We start from the raw sequence: 16,424 nt of genomic DNA on the forward strand, positions 1-16,424 counted from the left end.
TTATGAATAGTTAGCTAATAGCAACTTGGGCAACGGGCTGCATTGGTACAATCTGATTGATTATTTCGCGGATGACTTCTGGTTCCTCAGCGAGAACACGTTCCAAACGTTTAAACTCCAGTTCTAACTGGTTCAGACTTATGACATTAGGTTTACCGATAAAGATTCTTCCATGATCGGTAGAGCCTAAATTCTCTTCATCTGTAAGCAACTCTTCATATAACTTCTCACCCTCACGAATACCGGAGAAATGAATATCAATGTCCTTATAGGGTTCATATCCAGAGAGCGTAATTAAGTCTTCCGCCAACGTTAGAATCTTAACCGGCTCTCCCATATCCAGAATGAACACTTCTCCGCCTTTGGCGAAAGAACCAGATTGGATGACAAGCTGAACAGCTTCCGGAATCGTCATGAAATAACGCACCATTTCTGGATGAGTGACAGTGACTGGACCTCCGGCAGCGATCTGTTGCTTAAAGGCTGGAATTACACTGCCGCGACTGCCAAGAACATTTCCGAAACGCACAGCAGAGAACTTCGTTTGACTTGTAGTGTGCAGGCTCTGCACATACATTTCCGCAATCCGCTTAGTGGCACCCATCACACTGGTTGGGTTAACCGCCTTATCAGAAGAGATCATTACGAATCTCTCGGCACCATATTTATCTGCACAATCCGCAACATTTTTGGTGCCGAAAACATTATTTTTAATAGCTTCCGAAGGATTACGCTCCATTAAAGGAACGTGTTTATGTGCTGCTGCGTGAAAGACTACATGCGGTCTATGGCCACTGAATATGTCCATCATTCGACTACGATCCTGTACATCTGCTATCACAGTCACAATGTTTAACTCTGGAAAACTCTTACGAAGCTCCATTTCAATCGTGTAAATACTGTTCTCACCGTGTCCAAGTAACATTAGCTTGTCCGGACCAAAAGGAGCAATCTGCCGGCATAACTCTGAACCAATAGAGCCGCCAGCCCCCGTAACTAACACCGTCTTATGATGTACATAACCTAAAATACTGTTCAAATCAGCTACGATCGGCTCACGACCTAATAAATCTTCTACGCTAACATCCCGAAGTTTCTTAACTGATATTTTTCCAGCGATCAGATCATTAAGAGCCGGTATAATCTTCAGCTTTGCTCCAGTCTTTTTGGCAAGATTAATAATTTCAGAAATCTCAGTACGTGAAACAGAGGGCATGGCGATGATTATCTCATGAATTTCTCTTTCTTTCACAATAGCTGGGATTGCATAACGATTTCCAATTACAGGAACACCCATAATGTACATATGGTATTTATTCGCATTATCATCAATGAAACCAACTAATTTGGTATGAGCAAAAGAGGGTCCCATCATTTCCCGAGCAATTAATATCCCACAATCACCAGCACCTACAATTAGTGTATGGGTCTTAGTGTCTTTGTAATTGATTCGATCATTATGAAGTACTCTCCACAAAAATCGGACTCCACCTACTAATAAAAGAATAGTCTCCATCGACCGAACTTCTATGGCAAGAGGTACTCTATCCGGCAAAATTAGATATGCCAGTGCAAATGAAAATAAAGACCCTACTACAATAGCTTTAGAAACCGATATAATTTCACCGATGCTGGCATATTGCCACATTCTTCGGTAAAGACCGAAGTATATAAGGCTTCCACCAAATGCAAATGTTGCAATCAAACCAAATTGCAGCATCTGTACAACGTATTCCTGAAGAGCATGGTTAGGGTACCGAAACAAATAAGATGTCACAATACTGAACCAAATGATCGCAAGATCAATGAAGAATAAAAGAATCACTCTAGATTTCGCTGTCATTTTCAGTGCCTCCAAAAATAACATTTTTAATTATGAATAAATCAATTTCCATAGTAGTAGTAATAGTACCCTTCACTAGCTTTACGTTTTACATTATTGAGAACAACGCCGAGCATTTTTGCACCTACACGATCTAGATTAGTTTTAGCTTTTACTGCGATATCGCGTTTTACCTTACCATAGCTGACAACCATAATAACGCCATCACTCTTCGAGGCCACAATTTGTGCATCCGTAACCGCTAATAATGGTGGAGTATCAATAAGAATGACATCATACCGCTGACGCAAATCCTGTAAAAGAGTGCTCATCCGATTAGATGCCATCATTTCAGCCGGGTTAGGCGGGATTGGTCCAGAGGTCATAATTGAAAGATTATTAACGCCAGAGTCTTGGACAGTGTCCTCAAGAACTGCCTGTTGAGACAGCAGGGAGGATAAACCAAAACGGTTACTTAATGTAAATGTCTTATGTGCCGTCGGCTTCCGCAAATCGGCATCAATCAACAACACTCTTTTATCTGCTTGTGCGTAAGCTGCCGCCAGGTTAGCAGATACCGTAGATTTACCTTCTTCCGGTCCGGATGAAGTGACCATAATCACTTGAATAGTCTGATCTACAGAAGAAAAATCAATATTCGTGCGCAATGCGCGAAACGCTTCAGAGACAGGAGAGCGTGGGTTCGTAACGGTGATCAGATGGCGTTGTTTATTTGGAAGCTGTGACATGTTCGAGGTCCCCCGCCTTTCTGGATGATTGTTTCTGTGTTTGTGCGGCACCTTGCTTGCTTTCATCTTGACCCAATCTTGTAATCATAGCTATGGTAGGCAAACCAAGATACTTCTCAATATCAGCTTCTGTCTTCAGGGTGTCATCCATATATTCCAGCAGGAAGGCAATCCCTAATCCAATCATCAAAGAGACGATAAAAGCAATAGCCATGTTCAGTAAAACATTTGGTTCTACCGGCCGTGGCTCAACAGTTGGATTCACTTTAGCTTCATTCAGAATCGATACATTTTCCACATTAAATAGACTTGGAATTTCTTCCTTGAACACAAGTGAAATGGCATTCACGATTTCAGCAGCCCGCTGATAAGAATTATCTCGAACGACAAGTGTCATCACCTGCGTATTATTTACGGAACTCACATTAACCTTTTTTAATAGCTCTTCCGCAGTGATATTGAATTGCGGATAATCCTTTGTAACAATATCAAGGATGGCCGGAGTCTTAATAATTTCCTTATACGTATTAATTAATTGAATATTGGTATTAATCTGGTTTAAATCAAGCTGCCCCACCGCTGACTGCGTTGGTGTTTGGTTAACGATAATCTTCGTGGATGCCTCATATACCGGGTTTTTAATATACAGACTATATACACCAGCAATACCGCACACCAATACAACTATGCTGAAAATGAGCCATAGTCTCTTCCTGACGATCTGAAAATAATCGCGAAGATCCAATTCTTGTGATGACAAGTGAAATTACCCCCAAGCTATTTCTGAAATATTTCGATGCCTGTTCAAATCTTCCCTATTTGCAAAAAAATCGCCTCCTCTCACCTACATGAGAGGAGGCTGTATACTATAAGTTTTATTTACTTGAAGTTAATAGTACGGTAGATAATTACTGCTGCTTCAGCACGGGTAGCTGTATCGTTCGGGTTGAACTTGCCAGCATTTCCGATAACCAGGTTGTGGCTTGCTGCAAACGCTACGCCATCTCTTAGGGATGCACTGATCTTAGCAGCATCAGAGAATTTGCTGATTGCAGTAGAATCGGTTTTTGCATCAGGATTGATAGATTTCAACGCACGGGAGATCATTGTTGCCATTTCTGCACGTGTAATAGTTGCATTAGGATCAAATTTGGCCGCACTGCGTCCAGTAATAATCCCTTTTTCTGCTGCAACTGCTACATATGGTGCATACCAAGCAGTTGAACTTACATCGCTAAAGCTTTGTACAGCAGAGTTGTTTTCCAGGTTAAGCGCACGAATCAGCATTTTGGAGAACTCAGCACGAGTTACGTTGCTCTTCGGTGCAAATTTACCTGCTCCGACTCCTTCAATCGCACCTTTAGCAGCTACGACTTGAATTTGTCTACCAGCCCATGCTTGTACAGCAGCAATATCATTAAAGGAGACTTTATTCTCAAGTACTGCGTAAGAAGAGAATGTATCACGTGGTTCTACGATGAAATCTCCATCAAGAACTCCACCTTGGAATTGCAGGTCGCCGTATACAAGTTTACCAACGGAAAGCAATTCTTTATCAAGACCATCAGTATTCTTAAGTGGCAATTTGATAGTAATTGGTTGTTTAAATGTGCTTTGTACTACACCGTTCACACTAAGTGTGAATTCATACACATCCGAAGCCAATTTCAGCTTGGTAACGGAAGTTACAACTTCTGGTTTAGCTGTAGTTACTGTCAATGAAATCGCTGTGCTGAATTGGCTTACAGGAATCGTTACAGTTACACCGTTGAAAGTAACGGCGATATTCGCAATACCTTTAGCTTTTGCAGCTTCAATAATGGCTTGGGAAAGTGGAACTTCAACTGTAGTAGCGTTTACTGTTCCCAGATTCAGGGTCAAAGTAAGACCAGTTTTACCAGGGTTCGCTGCAACTAGTTTATCAAATTCTTTAATTACATCAGCATCAACCAATTTCAAGGTTGCTTTACCGTCAACAATGCTTACGAGCTTAGATACGTCATAGATTCCTGGAGTTTGAACAGGAGCTACAGGCGTTGTAACACTTCCATTCCCGCTTCCACTACTACCATTACCATTGCCGTTGCCATTACCGTTGCCATTATCGCCTATTCCGTAGGCTTTAATATAAGCAAATGCAAGTGATTTCGCCGCAGGTTTCGCGGATTTAATATTATTGTTCAGGTTTTTCAGTGTTTCTTTCACATCACTAGCAGTAACTCCAAGCTTGTCCAACGCTTGACTTACTGTGAGTGCTCCTGTTCCTGTTGTATGGCTCAATACTTTCGCAATAGCTTCATTCAGCAAAGTATCGTAACCGGATTCGGATGTGAGAATTGCCAACAAATCTGAAGTGGACTTGCTGCTTACCAGATCACGAAGTTCTGTTTCAATACTGCTCAAGAATTCAGCAACACTATCAACAGTAAGTCCAGACACACCCGCTTTAGCTGCAATTTTGCTTACCAAAGCAATGTTTTTGTCATCGTTACGGATCACTTGGATTCCGGAGAAATCATTGCCATAGACGTCGTAGACTACACTAGTAACGCTTTGGAACAATTTAAGTGATGTTTTTGTTTCTTCTCCATCCAGTGAAAGCTTGTTCAGTACTGGAGCAAAAATTTCTGTAAATTCTTTCTCACTCAGTGCTGCAACCTCAGTCTTCAAATTGTAGAGATAAACTGCATCTGTTGCGGTCAATTGTTTGTAAACAGCAAGAACCTTATCCTTAACTGCTGCACTGCTACTAACTGTAGCCGCAGATGCTGTGCCTACTGCTCCAAGGCTTCCCAACGGAAGACCCGCTACGGATGCTGCTACCATACTTGCTGCTAATGTTGATACTACTAGTTTCTTTTTCAAAGTCACTAAATATCCACCTCTTCTTATGTATTAAAATACTGTACTACCATAGACCTAGAACAATTCGCCCAAATGCTACGCTATTACGTATAGCATTAAATCACCCAATAAAACCCATTCTACCACTATTAGGTAGATTAGTCAGCCCTTTCGGAAAAAAAATCCAAACAATTTTTGTCGGTTTCCCCTTGTTTGTACGTGTTTTCCATGAATAACCTCGCCATTAGTCATAATTTGCTGAGCATTGCCGCGAACATAGTCACGCAGCTCAGGGCCTAATTCTTTCTCCATAACCACATAAGCAGCGTTTAATCCAAAAGGACGATGAACACTGTCATGTGCATCAGAGGCCAACACATGTACTGCATTTCTACGGCATAGCTCCAGCGACAATTTCTGTAGCTTATTCCCGAAAACGCCTGCAAGACTCTGTGCGGTTACCTGCCCAAGTGATCCTAGCTCTATCAATCTCTCTAGTTTAGAAGGATCAGCAGCTATTTCAGCATTGCGCTCCGGATGGGCGATGACCGGAACGAACCCTTGAATGATCAGCTCGTGGCAGATTTCTTCCATGTTACGTGGTACTCGTGAAGAAGGCATTTCCAGTAAAATATACCGCGAATCTGCAAGACTCAGCAGTTCCCCCCGCTCCAGATCATTCAGCAGATCCCCGTAGATACGGATCTCTTGACCTGGAAGAACAAGCAGTGGATTACCAGCCTGACGAAGTCTTTCGTTCATCAGCTCCACAGCTTCTCTAATCTTGGGGGCGTTATTCATATATTGACCGTTGGCGTGATGTGGCGTGGCGATGACTGAAGTAATCCCTTCTCTGTGGGCGTCTTGCGCCATGGCAAGAGCAGCTTCCCAATCAGAGGCTCCGTCATCCAAAAAGGGTAAGATGTGGCAGTGAATATCTATCATATGTTATCTATCGGTCCTTTTCCATAGAAATTTTAGTTTTATCAACAAAAAAATACAACCATTCCCACTAGGAATGGTTGCTTGATTGTAAATGAGTTCATATCTTACGCTTCGGTTGACTCCTCTTGCTGAGATTCATTTGCTATCATTTCAGCATCCTCTGAATCCGGAGATTCATTCTCAGAAGGGCGAATATACCCATCGATTAAGCCCCAAAGCTCATCTTTGCCGAGACCAATTTCCGAGGAGAATGGAATAAAATTATCCCCTGGCAGCACGCCCAGCTCCTGCTTCATGGTCTTGATATGCTTTTGCCAGCGTGTCTTAGGAATTTTATCCGCTTTGGTCGCTACAACACACATAGGAAGATCATAATGCTTCAACCAGTCGAACATCATCTTATCATTGCTGGTAGGTGAATGCCGCAGGTCCACAATAAGCAGAACAAGCTTCAACGTATCGCGCTCAGAGAGGTATTTCTCAACCATTTTACCCCACACCGCGCGTTGCGTCTTGGAAACCTTGGCATACCCGTAACCTGGAAAGTCAACAAAATACATGCTGTCTTCATTGATACGGTAATAGTTCATGTGTTGTGTCTTACCAGGCGTGGAGCTTGTCCGAGCCAGATTCTTACGGTTAATCATTCGGTTAATGAGGGAAGACTTCCCCACATTGGAACGCCCTGCCAGAGCAACCTCTGGCAAGGAATCATCAGGGTACTGATCAGGGCCAACGGCACTGATAATAAATTCGGCAATATTAACTTTCATAGGACTTCCTTTCTAATGCACACTACTCGGTGGCTCACTGCTAATTTCATTATGATGCTCAACTAACGCATGATGCAAGACCTGATCCATATTAGATACCGGTACGAACTCAACATCATTACGTACGCTCTCAGGAATATCTTTCAAATCCCGTTCATTGTCTTTGGGAAGAAGGATCTTTTTATATCCAGCTCGGTGAGCGGCAAGAGATTTCTCTTTCAATCCACCAATTGGCAGTACACGTCCCCGCAAGGTGATTTCACCTGTCATCGCCACATCCTTGGAAACATAACGTTTCGTGAGCGCGGAGATCAATGCGGTTGCAATCGTAATCCCTGCAGACGGACCATCCTTCGGAATTGCACCTTCCGGGATATGGATATGAATATCAATCTTCTCATAAAAATCGGGCTGGAGCCCCAGCTCCTCCGCCTTCGAACGAGTATAGCTGAATGCGGCCTGTGCCGACTCCTTCATTACATCGCCCAGCTGTCCAGTAAGAGTTAGTTTACCTGTTCCCTGCACAACCGTAACTTCGATCAGCAGTGTATCCCCACCGACCTCAGTCCAAGCCAACCCAGTGACGGTACCAATCTGATCTTCAAGCTCGGCCATACCGTAACGATATTTGGAAGCCCCAAGATAATCCTTGATGTCGTCAGGAAGAATAATCACTTTCTCTTTTTCCTCAGACACGATTTGTTTCGCAGCTTTGCGGCATAATGCTGCAATCTGCTGCTCCAAATTACGCACACCGGATTCACGGGTATATTCGCGGACAATGCGTAATAAGCTATCGTCTTCGATAATCAGTTGATCTTCTGCAAGACCGTGGTTTTTCTTCTGCTTAGGCAATAGATAACGGCTGCCGATTTGCAGTTTCTCCAGTTCCGTATAACCTGGAATGAACAGCATTTCCATCCGATCCAGCAAAGGACGCGGAATATTATGCACTACGTTCGCTGTTGTTACAAACATTACGTTCGACAAGTCGAACGGCAGTTCTACAAAATGATCACTAAACGTGTTGTTTTGTTCTGGATCCAGTACCTCAAGCAGCGCTGAAGATGGATCTCCACGGAAATCCGCAGCCATCTTATCGATTTCATCCAATAGGATAACCGGATTAATCGTACCCGCCGTCTTCATGCCTTGGATAATCCGACCCGGCATCGCACCTACATAAGTCCGGCGATGACCTCGAATCTCCGCCTCATCACGTACACCGCCTAACGAGATACGGACGAACTTGCGGTTGAGCGAACGGGCGATGGAACGAGCCAGTGAGGTTTTGCCCACACCTGGAGGACCTACAAGACATAGAATAGGACCCTTAAGCTTCTTAACCAGCTGCTGAACGGCCAAATATTCCAATACCCGTTCCTTTGGTTTTTCCAAACCGTAGTGATCCTCATCAAGTACCTGCTCGGCCTTTTTGATGTCAAGATCATCCTCTGTCTGTTCACTCCAAGGGAGACTGAGCAGCCAATCTACATAGTTGCGAATGACGCCGCCTTCCGCAGAGCTGACTGGCATTTTTTCCAGACGATCGATTTCTTTCTCCATCTTTTCTTTCACGCGTTCCGGAACATTTTTCTCTTCCATTAGCGTCCGCAGCTCTTCCGCTTCTCCTACCCGGCCTTCCTTCTCGCCGAGCTCTTTCTGGATCGCTTTCATTTGCTCACGCAAATAATATTCCTTCTGCGTCTTTTCCATCTGCTTTTTGACACGTTGATTGATCTTACGTTCAAGCTCCAGTACTTCACGCTCATTATTAAGAATATCAAGAAGCTTCTCCAGCCGTTTACTAACATCAATCGTCTCAAGAATTTCTTGCTTATCCTTAATTTTTAGCGATAAATGACTCGTAATGACATCCGCAAGTCGACCAGGCTCTTCTATATCGGATACAGCAGCGAGGGTCTCTGGGGTCACTTTTTTGGATAACGTAATATAGTGTTCGAACTGATTGAGTACTGTACGCATCAGCGCGTCACATTCTTGATTGCTATCTTCATCTTCCGGCAGCTCACGCGCCATAACCTCATAGTACTCATCATTATCGATATAATTAATAATTTCGGCCCGTTCTACACCTTCAACCAGTACACGTATCGTACCGTTTGGAAGCTTCAGCATTTGCCGCACATTGGCGACAGTACCGACCCGAAAAATATCGTCCTGACCTGGCTCTTCAATATTCACTTCCGACTGGGAACAAAGAAGAATCAAATTATCTTCAACCATAGCTTTCTCTAGCGCCCGAACTGACTTCTCACGGCCCACATCCAAGTGAAGAACCATGCTTGGGTACACAAGAAGCCCTCTTAGCGGCAATAAAGGAAAACGACGACCTTTTGTTTTATTTGTCATCATCGCTTTCGCACCTCCCATGGCTCTCAATTAATCTCATATGCATTCATTCTAACAAAAGCAGCCCCAAAACACCAACAGAGTCCTTAGATTTCAAGAAGAACCGACTTGCTTTTCCTTAAATAGAGACAACATCTCTTATAGCATTTAAAAAGGAAGCAGCAGAATTGCCTGCAGCCTCCTTTATTTTACAGCGACAAATCTCACCTTATTCTTCGAATTAGGGATCAATTTAGTTTAACCCTTTGCAGATTCACCAGCGGCATCGGCCTTTAGGAGTGAAGGTGCAGCGGAGAACAACTCTCCAGCAACCGCAGGCAACCTTACATCAGCTGTATCGGCACCGAACAGATGACGGAACACCTCTTCTACTGTTTCCATTGGAATAACGCGTAATGGCGCGAGGTCAGCGAAGAGAGACTGCCAGTTTTCTTTTGGAATAAGCACTGTAGTGGCTCCAGCTTGAAAAGCAGCTTCTACTTTGGCGATTACACCACCCACTGGCTTAACTCGACCGTGGATGCCTATCTCGCCTGTGATCGCTACCGTGTTATCCACGGGAAGTCCACGAATAGCAGAGACGATTGCTACTGCCATCGCCACCCCTGCCGAAGGTCCGTCAATCGGTGTACCACCTGGGAAATTTACATGTAGATCATAACGATCGGGCTCCAGATTCATCGTACGTAGTACAGTCAATACATTCTCAACCGAGCCCTTTGCCATACTTTTTCGCCGAATCGTGCGGGAGCCTCCACCGATCTCTTCTTCATCCACCACACCGGTCACGTTCAATCTGCCTTGGCCGTTCACAGCAGGTGCTGCGGAAACTTCGATTTCGAGCAGAGTACCCATCCCTGGCCCATACACAGCAAGACCGTTTACTAATCCAATCTGTGGCGCGGAAGGAATCTTGCGTTCCGTACGTAGAGGAAGCTGGCTGCTGCCTGCCACCCATTCCACATCAGCAGCATTTAGTGTATCTCTCTGCTCAGTTAAAGCTAATCCGGCAGCCAACTGAATCATATTAACTGCCTCCCGGCCGTTGGTTGCATACTGTTGCACCACAGTGACTGCTTCCGGACTTGGTTTAAGCCCGATTTTCTGTATCGCGTCACGCGCGATGACGGCAATCTCATCCGGCAGCAGCGGGCGGAAATAAATCTCCATGCAGCGCGAACGCAGCGCAGGTGAAATCTCATCCGGAGAGCGCGTAGTAGCGCCAACTAGCCGGAAATCAGCAGGCAATCCATTTTGAAAAATATCATGAATATAAGCCGGAGTATTATTATCCTCCGAATTATAATAAGCGCTCTCTAGCAGGACCTTCCGGTCCTCAAGCACTTTAAGCAGCTTATTCATCTGAATAGGGTGAAGCTCTCCTATCTCATCCAGAAAAAGAATCCCGCCATGCGCCTTAGTGACCGCTCCCGGCTTCGGCTGTGGCACACCCGCCACACCCATGGCCCCTGCACCTTGATAAATAGGATCATGCACAGAGCCGATCAACGGGTCAGCAATACCACGCTCATCAAAACGAGCGGTAGTGGCGTCAATCTCTGTAAATTTAGCGTCACTTTTAAAAGGAGAAAGCACATTCTTTTTCGCCTCTTCCATGACAACACGCGCTGCCGCAGTCTTGCCCACTCCCGGCGGACCATAAATAATCACATGCTGCGGATTAGCGCTGCAAAGTGCGGCTTTCAGGGCGCGCAGCCCATCTTTTTGCCCGACAATATCTCCAATAGAAGCCGGACGTGTTTTCTCCGACAATGGTTTAGTTAATGTAATCATCCGCATTTTCCGTAACTTGTCCAGTTCCTTGCGCGACTCTCGTTCTACCGCTGTCTTATTTGTCTTCTGACCCCGCAGCAGATTCCAAAAGTATACGCCGATAACCAGCGCGAAAAAGAGCTGCACGATCATCACAACTATACTTAATTCCATAGGTCATCCTCCTGTTTCGTTCAGTCTACCTTTCCACCCTTGGCTACTATTAGGTAGTATAGCCGTTTCGGTAATTAGTAAACGCGAATTTGCGGATTTGTTGAATTGTTGCAGTAGGATAGACTCTGATAATTAACTATAAGGGCAATAATGAGTGTGGGGAGTGCAAATGTAGCTTATGTAAATTTTAAAAAGGAGATTGTTGAGGTGGTTAGAAAGGAGATTGGAGAAGAAGGAATGCGGAGAAATGCGGAGGAGTGCGGAAGTAAAGGAGGGATGAAGAGGAATGAAGGTTAATGATGGTGAATGATGGTGAATGATGGTGAATGATGGAGAGATTAGTGGAAAGGGGATTTGAGGAACTGTAGTGTTAGGAGGAATCGCCATACTTAGTAACTGAGGATCGAGATCGGTGCTATGTGGGGGTGAGGAACCTAGTTCTGCGACTGTACCGCTAAAGGTGAGGGAGTTGGGAGTTTCCTGTAGATGTTAGTTAGTTGAGTTCGTTGAGGTACTTTTAGAAGCTGAGTTACTCTAGAAACTAAGTCAGCTGGGCACGGTGAGTTACTTTTAGAGGCTAAGTCAGTTGGGGACGGTGAGCTACTTCTAGAGGCTGAGTCAGCTGGGCACGGTGAGTTACTTCTAGAGGCTGAGTCGGCTGGGCACGGTGAGTTACTTCTAGAGGCTAAGTCAGCTGGGCACGGTGAGTTACTTCTAGAGGCTAAGTCAGCTGGACACGGTGAGTTACTTCTAGAGGCTGAGTTAGCTGGGAATGGTGAGCTACTTCTAGAGGCTAAGTCAGCTGGGCACGGTGAGTTACTTCTAGAGGCTAAGTCAGCTGGGCACGGTGAGTTACTTTTAGAGGCTAAGTCAGTTGGGGACGGTGAGCTACTTCTAGAGGCTGAGTTAGTTAAGTTCGGGGGACTACCTCTAAGACGCAGAGTTAACTTAGTTTGCTGAACGTATGAGTTTGTATCTTCTATGTTCGTAGAAACAACCTATTTAGTACAAAATCTAAGTATCATTGGTACCCAGCCAAATAATTAGGGAAATACTCCCTATTTATCAGTAATTCACGACCTTTCAACTGCTAATTAGGGAAATCCTCCCTGATTATCGGTAAAATCACACATAATGAGGGAAATGCTCCTTTTATTAGGGAGTTTTTCCCTAAAAAGCTCGATTTTGAGCCATAATCGGCTTATTTCAGGGAGAATTTCCCTAATTGTTGCGTTTCAATTCATAACCGACTTCACATCAAGCTCCCTCACATACCTTCTTTTCAAATCCCCACCTTCAGCAAAAGTCATGGCCAAAATTGTTACGCCTATATGATCAGCCCCATCAAACCACTTCAGCTACACCTGCTCCATCAGCCAATTTTACTACTTTATCCGTTTCAACATTAGCTACGTCATCTACACCAGTTACATCAGCTACACCAGTTACATCAGCTACAATGGCACCAACAACTCCATAAGTTACACCAGTTATATCAATTACATTGGCTAAACCTTTGCATCATTTACTTCTATATTAACAACTTCCATCATATAGGCTCCATCAACCATCAACCATCAACCTTTACAATTATCAATCCCAGTAATAGAGAACATCACGAGCCAGCTTATACTCAACATTTTTGACGCCGATTCCCCTTTTTATGGGGGTTAGCCAGCCTTTTTCACAGAGACTCTTTAGCATCATGCGTACTGTTTTAGGATCTAGCGTGAAATAATCAGCTACCTCTTTAGGACGTATTATCCCAGCGTTTCGTACCACTAAACGCATGATTTCCTTCTCAGCGATTAGCAGCCTGTCACGTGGCGCATCTAAAATTTGGTAGCGGCTTAACGCCAAACGCAGCAGTGTAACACATAACTCAGGGCGCTGTTCAACATCATCGTAAGCAAATGAAATTACTTGATAACCCATTCCGTACAGAAAAGTTTCACGATTTAGCTCATTACAATACTTCAGCCTATCCATGTCTCTTACATGAGCTGCATACCCTTTAATCTCGAACAAGAGCTTGATCGGCCCCGGCAAAAAAGCAAAATCAGCAAAATAAGCTCGTCTCTGTAAATCCAGCACCTCATACTCCGGATGAAGATCATTGAAGTCACCACAAAGCGGCCACCAGACGTTCTGCAAAAATAATTTTTCTGCGTGGCCATGACCTCTCTCTAGCCTCCCCCGCCGTTCGCCCGTTCTGCTTGCAAGATGCTGCGCAATAAATTTTTCATGGGCTTGATCATAGTTCATGTTTACTCATCCCTTCCTCCAAAATGGAAATAAACGCAAAAAAAAACGCCCCATGGACCCCAGATTTACCGGAGCTGCACAGGGCGTTCTTCGCCACTTAGATCACCACTTACCTAACGTCACCCAAAATTACTATACGATGCTAAGAAGTGTTTATAATATTATGAGATTGAAAATTCTTATAAATACCATTCAGACCAAGTTACTTCGACTGCACCGGAGGTGCAAGGTTAGCGTGGGCGCGGCCTGGGATTTCGCCCGTTGCCTCGTAAGCCACCACGATCGCATCAATTTCCTTTTTCAACTCGTTTACGAGTTCTGCTTCAGGCACTTTACGGATCATTTGTCCGTAACGGAAAAGCAAACCTTCCCCACGAGCGCCAGCAATACCGATATCTGCTTCACGTGCCTCACCAGGACCATTAACAGCACAGCCAAGGACAGAAACTTTAATAGGCACCTTAAGCTTCGAAATGTATTCTTCCACCTCATTAGCGATGGAGAAAAGATCGATATCCAGTCGTCCGCAAGTCGGACAAGAGATCAGCGTCGCTGCGTTAGAGATCAGACCAAACGTCTTCAGCAGCTCACGCGCCACCTTAACCTCTTCAACCGGATCGGCACTAAGCGAGATACGCAGGGTGCTGCCGATGCCCATTGAGAGCAGTGCACCGATACCTGCGGAGCTTTTCACTGTACCAGCAAACAACGTGCCGGATTCTGTAATCCCCAGGTGCAGTGGATAAGGAATAACTTCCGCAGCCTGACGGTAAGCTTCGATAGCCATTGGCACATCTGATGCTTTTAGAGAGACGATAATGTCGTGGAAATCCAGTTCCTCCAGAATACCAATATGGTATAACGCACTTTCTACCATGGCTTCTGGGGTTGGGTATCCGTATTTCTCCAAAAGGTGATTCTCCAAAGAACCAGCATTTACACCAATACGAATCGGAATCCCTTTTTCTTTACATGCTTTAACTACCGCTTCTACCTTTTCGCGGCGACCAATGTTCCCCGGATTAATCCGTACCTTATCGATGCCGTTCTCAATAGCCATCAACGCTAGCTTATAGTTGAAATGAATATCCGCTACGAGTGGGATATGAATCTGTTTCTTGATCTCCTTGATTGCGGCAGCCGCCTCTTCATTGTTGACAGTTACGCGTACCAGCTGGCAGCCTGCTTCCTCAAGCCGCAATATTTCAGCTACAGTAGCCTCCACATCAGCGGTTTTGGTTGTACACATGCTTTGAATCGCAACCTCGTTGTTTCCCCCAATAATGAGCCCGCCAACATTGACAGGACGGGTTTGGTGTCTCAAGAACATGATTTTTCTCCCCCATAACGCCAAAGCTCCACCCCTTCGCTCCCGCTAATGTGAAGCGGGATAAGCGGAAGAAAGGTGGAGACTGTGACATGTATTGTTAAGGAAAAGCGGCTTACGCGCTTTCCTCTTTCTTCTTGTCTTTCTTAAGGTTGAGCTCAGGCAAAGCTTTCTCCTGAACGACCTGTTCCGTGATCACACAATCTTTAATATCATCGCGTGAAGGAACTTCATACATCACATCGAGCATGATGCTCTCAATAATCGCGCGCAGTCCACGGGCTCCCGTATTACGTTTGATCGCTTCCTTGGCAATTGCTTCGAGTGCCAATGGTTCGAATTTCAACGCTACGTTGTCCATTTCCAGCAGCTTGATATATTGTTTAGTGAGTGCATTCTTAGGCTCGGAAAGGATACGTACAAGCGTATTCTCATCAAGCGGCTCTAAAGTCGAGATGACTGGCAGACGGCCTACAAATTCAGGAATAAGACCGAATTTGAGCAAATCTTCAGGCAATACCATCGACAAATATTCGCCAGGCTTAAGATCCTTTTGTCCTTCAACTGCTGCGTTGAAGCCAATGATTTTTTTACCGATACGGCGTTTAATCATTTGCTCCAGACCGTCAAAGGCACCGCCAACGATGAACAGGATGTTCGTCGTGTCGATCTGAATAAACTCCTGGTGAGGGTGCTTACGTCCGCCCTGCGGAGGCACAGAAGCAACAGTTCCTTCCAGAATCTTCAGAAGCGCCTGCTGTACACCTTCGCCGGAAACGTCACGAGTTATGGACGGATTCTCGGATTTACGTGCTACTTTATCAATTTCATCAATATAGATAATGCCGCGTTCGGCTTTCTCCACATCGTAATCTGCAGCTTGAATGAGTTTGAGCAGAATGTTCTCAACATCCTCGCCGACATAACCAGCTTCCGTCAGGGAAGTAGCGTCTGCAATAGCAAAAGGAACGTTGATAATCTTCGCCATCGTTTGTGCTAACAAGGTTTTACCAGAACCTGTTGGACCAAGCAAAAGGATATTACTCTTCGTCAGTTCAACATCTTCGATCTTGCTTTGGCTGTTCACACGCTTGTAGTGGTTATACACCGCTACAGAAAGAGATTTCTTCGCTTGCTCTTGACCGATTACATATTGATCCAAAATATCGCGAATTTCCTTTGGTTTTGGAATATCCTTCAGATCAAGCTCTTCCTCATGACCGAGCTCTTCTTCCACAATTTCCGTGCAAAGCTCGATACATTCGTCACATATATAAACGCCCGGTCCTGCTACAAGCTTACGAACCTGCTCTTGTGATTTACCGCAAAAAGAACATTTCAATTGCCCTTTTTCATCATTAAATTTAAACATCTAACCA

Annotated in this window: 11 protein-coding genes; all 11 read right to left on the bottom strand. The window is 44.6% G+C overall.

The genetic code is table 11. From position 1 onward, the window contains the following. Nucleotides 1-10 precede the first annotated feature (10 nt). The 11 genes from PODO_RS24020 to clpX all read right to left on the bottom strand — a co-directional run bounded on the left by PODO_RS24020 (nt 11) and on the right by clpX (nt 16,417). Complete coding sequence (locus PODO_RS24020; RefSeq protein WP_038573059.1) at nt 11-1,843, bottom strand: polysaccharide biosynthesis protein; 1,833 nt, start codon at nt 1,841-1,843, stop codon at nt 11-13. A 41-nt stretch (nt 1,844-1,884) separates the two neighbouring features. Further along, nucleotides 1,885-2,571 carry a CpsD/CapB family tyrosine-protein kinase gene (locus tag PODO_RS24025; protein ID WP_038573060.1) on the bottom strand — a complete coding sequence of 229 codons (687 nt, stop codon included), beginning with the start codon at nt 2,569-2,571 and terminating at the stop codon, nt 1,885-1,887. Then, complete coding sequence (locus tag PODO_RS24030; protein WP_036685072.1) at nt 2,552-3,331, bottom strand: YveK family protein; 780 nt, start codon at nt 3,329-3,331, stop codon at nt 2,552-2,554. The genes PODO_RS24025 and PODO_RS24030 overlap by 20 nt, the downstream gene beginning before the upstream one ends. A 119-nt stretch (nt 3,332-3,450) precedes the next feature. Then, the gene (locus PODO_RS24035) at nt 3,451-5,442 is read right to left on the bottom strand and encodes an S-layer homology domain-containing protein (protein ID WP_038573061.1); all 1,992 of its coding nucleotides are present in this window, start codon (nt 5,440-5,442) and stop codon (nt 3,451-3,453) included. Nucleotides 5,443-5,577: 135 nt separating this feature from the next. Continuing rightward, nucleotides 5,578-6,360 (bottom strand): tyrosine-protein phosphatase, encoded by a 783-nt coding sequence (locus PODO_RS24040; RefSeq protein WP_038573062.1) that lies wholly within the window; start codon nt 6,358-6,360, stop codon nt 5,578-5,580. 104 nt (nt 6,361-6,464) lie between these two features. Beyond that, the gene (gene yihA, locus PODO_RS24045) at nt 6,465-7,133 is read right to left on the bottom strand and encodes a ribosome biogenesis GTP-binding protein YihA/YsxC (RefSeq protein WP_036685063.1); all 669 of its coding nucleotides are present in this window, start codon (nt 7,131-7,133) and stop codon (nt 6,465-6,467) included. A 12-nt stretch (nt 7,134-7,145) separates the two neighbouring features. Continuing rightward, nucleotides 7,146-9,509 carry an endopeptidase La gene (gene lon / locus PODO_RS24050; protein WP_052097284.1) on the bottom strand — a complete coding sequence of 788 codons (2,364 nt, stop codon included), beginning with the start codon at nt 9,507-9,509 and terminating at the stop codon, nt 7,146-7,148. 234 nt (nt 9,510-9,743) lie between these two features. Next, a complete protein-coding gene (lonB, locus tag PODO_RS24055) occupies nt 9,744-11,453 on the bottom strand; it encodes an ATP-dependent protease LonB (protein ID WP_038573063.1) in 1,710 nt (569 codons plus the stop codon). 1,593 nt (nt 11,454-13,046) lie between these two features. After that, complete coding sequence (locus PODO_RS24060) at nt 13,047-13,718, bottom strand: BlaI/MecI/CopY family transcriptional regulator (RefSeq protein WP_036685058.1); 672 nt, start codon at nt 13,716-13,718, stop codon at nt 13,047-13,049. Nucleotides 13,719-13,920: 202 nt separating this feature from the next. Beyond that, entirely contained in the window at nt 13,921-15,048 is a 1,128-nt protein-coding gene (ispG, locus tag PODO_RS24065; protein ID WP_036685055.1) for a flavodoxin-dependent (E)-4-hydroxy-3-methylbut-2-enyl-diphosphate synthase, read from the bottom strand. A gap of 112 nt (nt 15,049-15,160) precedes the next feature. After that, nucleotides 15,161-16,417 carry an ATP-dependent protease ATP-binding subunit ClpX gene (gene clpX, locus PODO_RS24070; protein ID WP_036685052.1) on the bottom strand — a complete coding sequence of 419 codons (1,257 nt, stop codon included), beginning with the start codon at nt 16,415-16,417 and terminating at the stop codon, nt 15,161-15,163. Nucleotides 16,418-16,424: the final 7 nt, after the last annotated feature.

Source organism: Paenibacillus odorifer (assembly GCF_000758725.1).
Lineage (GTDB): Bacteria > Bacillota > Bacilli > Paenibacillales > Paenibacillaceae > Paenibacillus_AQ > Paenibacillus_AQ odorifer.

Coding starts and splice junctions, on each gene's coding strand:
- PODO_RS24020 (WP_038573059.1), bottom strand. CDS start 1,843: ATGACAGCGAAATCTAGAGTGATTCTTTTATTCTTCATTGATCTTGCG.
- PODO_RS24025 (WP_038573060.1), bottom strand. CDS start 2,571: ATGTCACAGCTTCCAAATAAACAACGCCATCTGATCACCGTTACGAAC.
- PODO_RS24040 (WP_038573062.1), bottom strand. CDS start 6,360: ATGATAGATATTCACTGCCACATCTTACCCTTTTTGGATGACGGAGCC.
- yihA (WP_036685063.1), bottom strand. CDS start 7,133: ATGAAAGTTAATATTGCCGAATTTATTATCAGTGCCGTTGGCCCTGAT.
- lon (WP_052097284.1), bottom strand. CDS start 9,509: ATGATGACAAATAAAACAAAAGGTCGTCGTTTTCCTTTATTGCCGCTA.
- lonB (WP_038573063.1), bottom strand. CDS start 11,453: ATGGAATTAAGTATAGTTGTGATGATCGTGCAGCTCTTTTTCGCGCTG.
- PODO_RS24060 (WP_036685058.1), bottom strand. CDS start 13,718: ATGAACTATGATCAAGCCCATGAAAAATTTATTGCGCAGCATCTTGCA.
- ispG (WP_036685055.1), bottom strand. CDS start 15,048: ATGTTCTTGAGACACCAAACCCGTCCTGTCAATGTTGGCGGGCTCATT.
- clpX (WP_036685052.1), bottom strand. CDS start 16,417: ATGTTTAAATTTAATGATGAAAAAGGGCAATTGAAATGTTCTTTTTGC.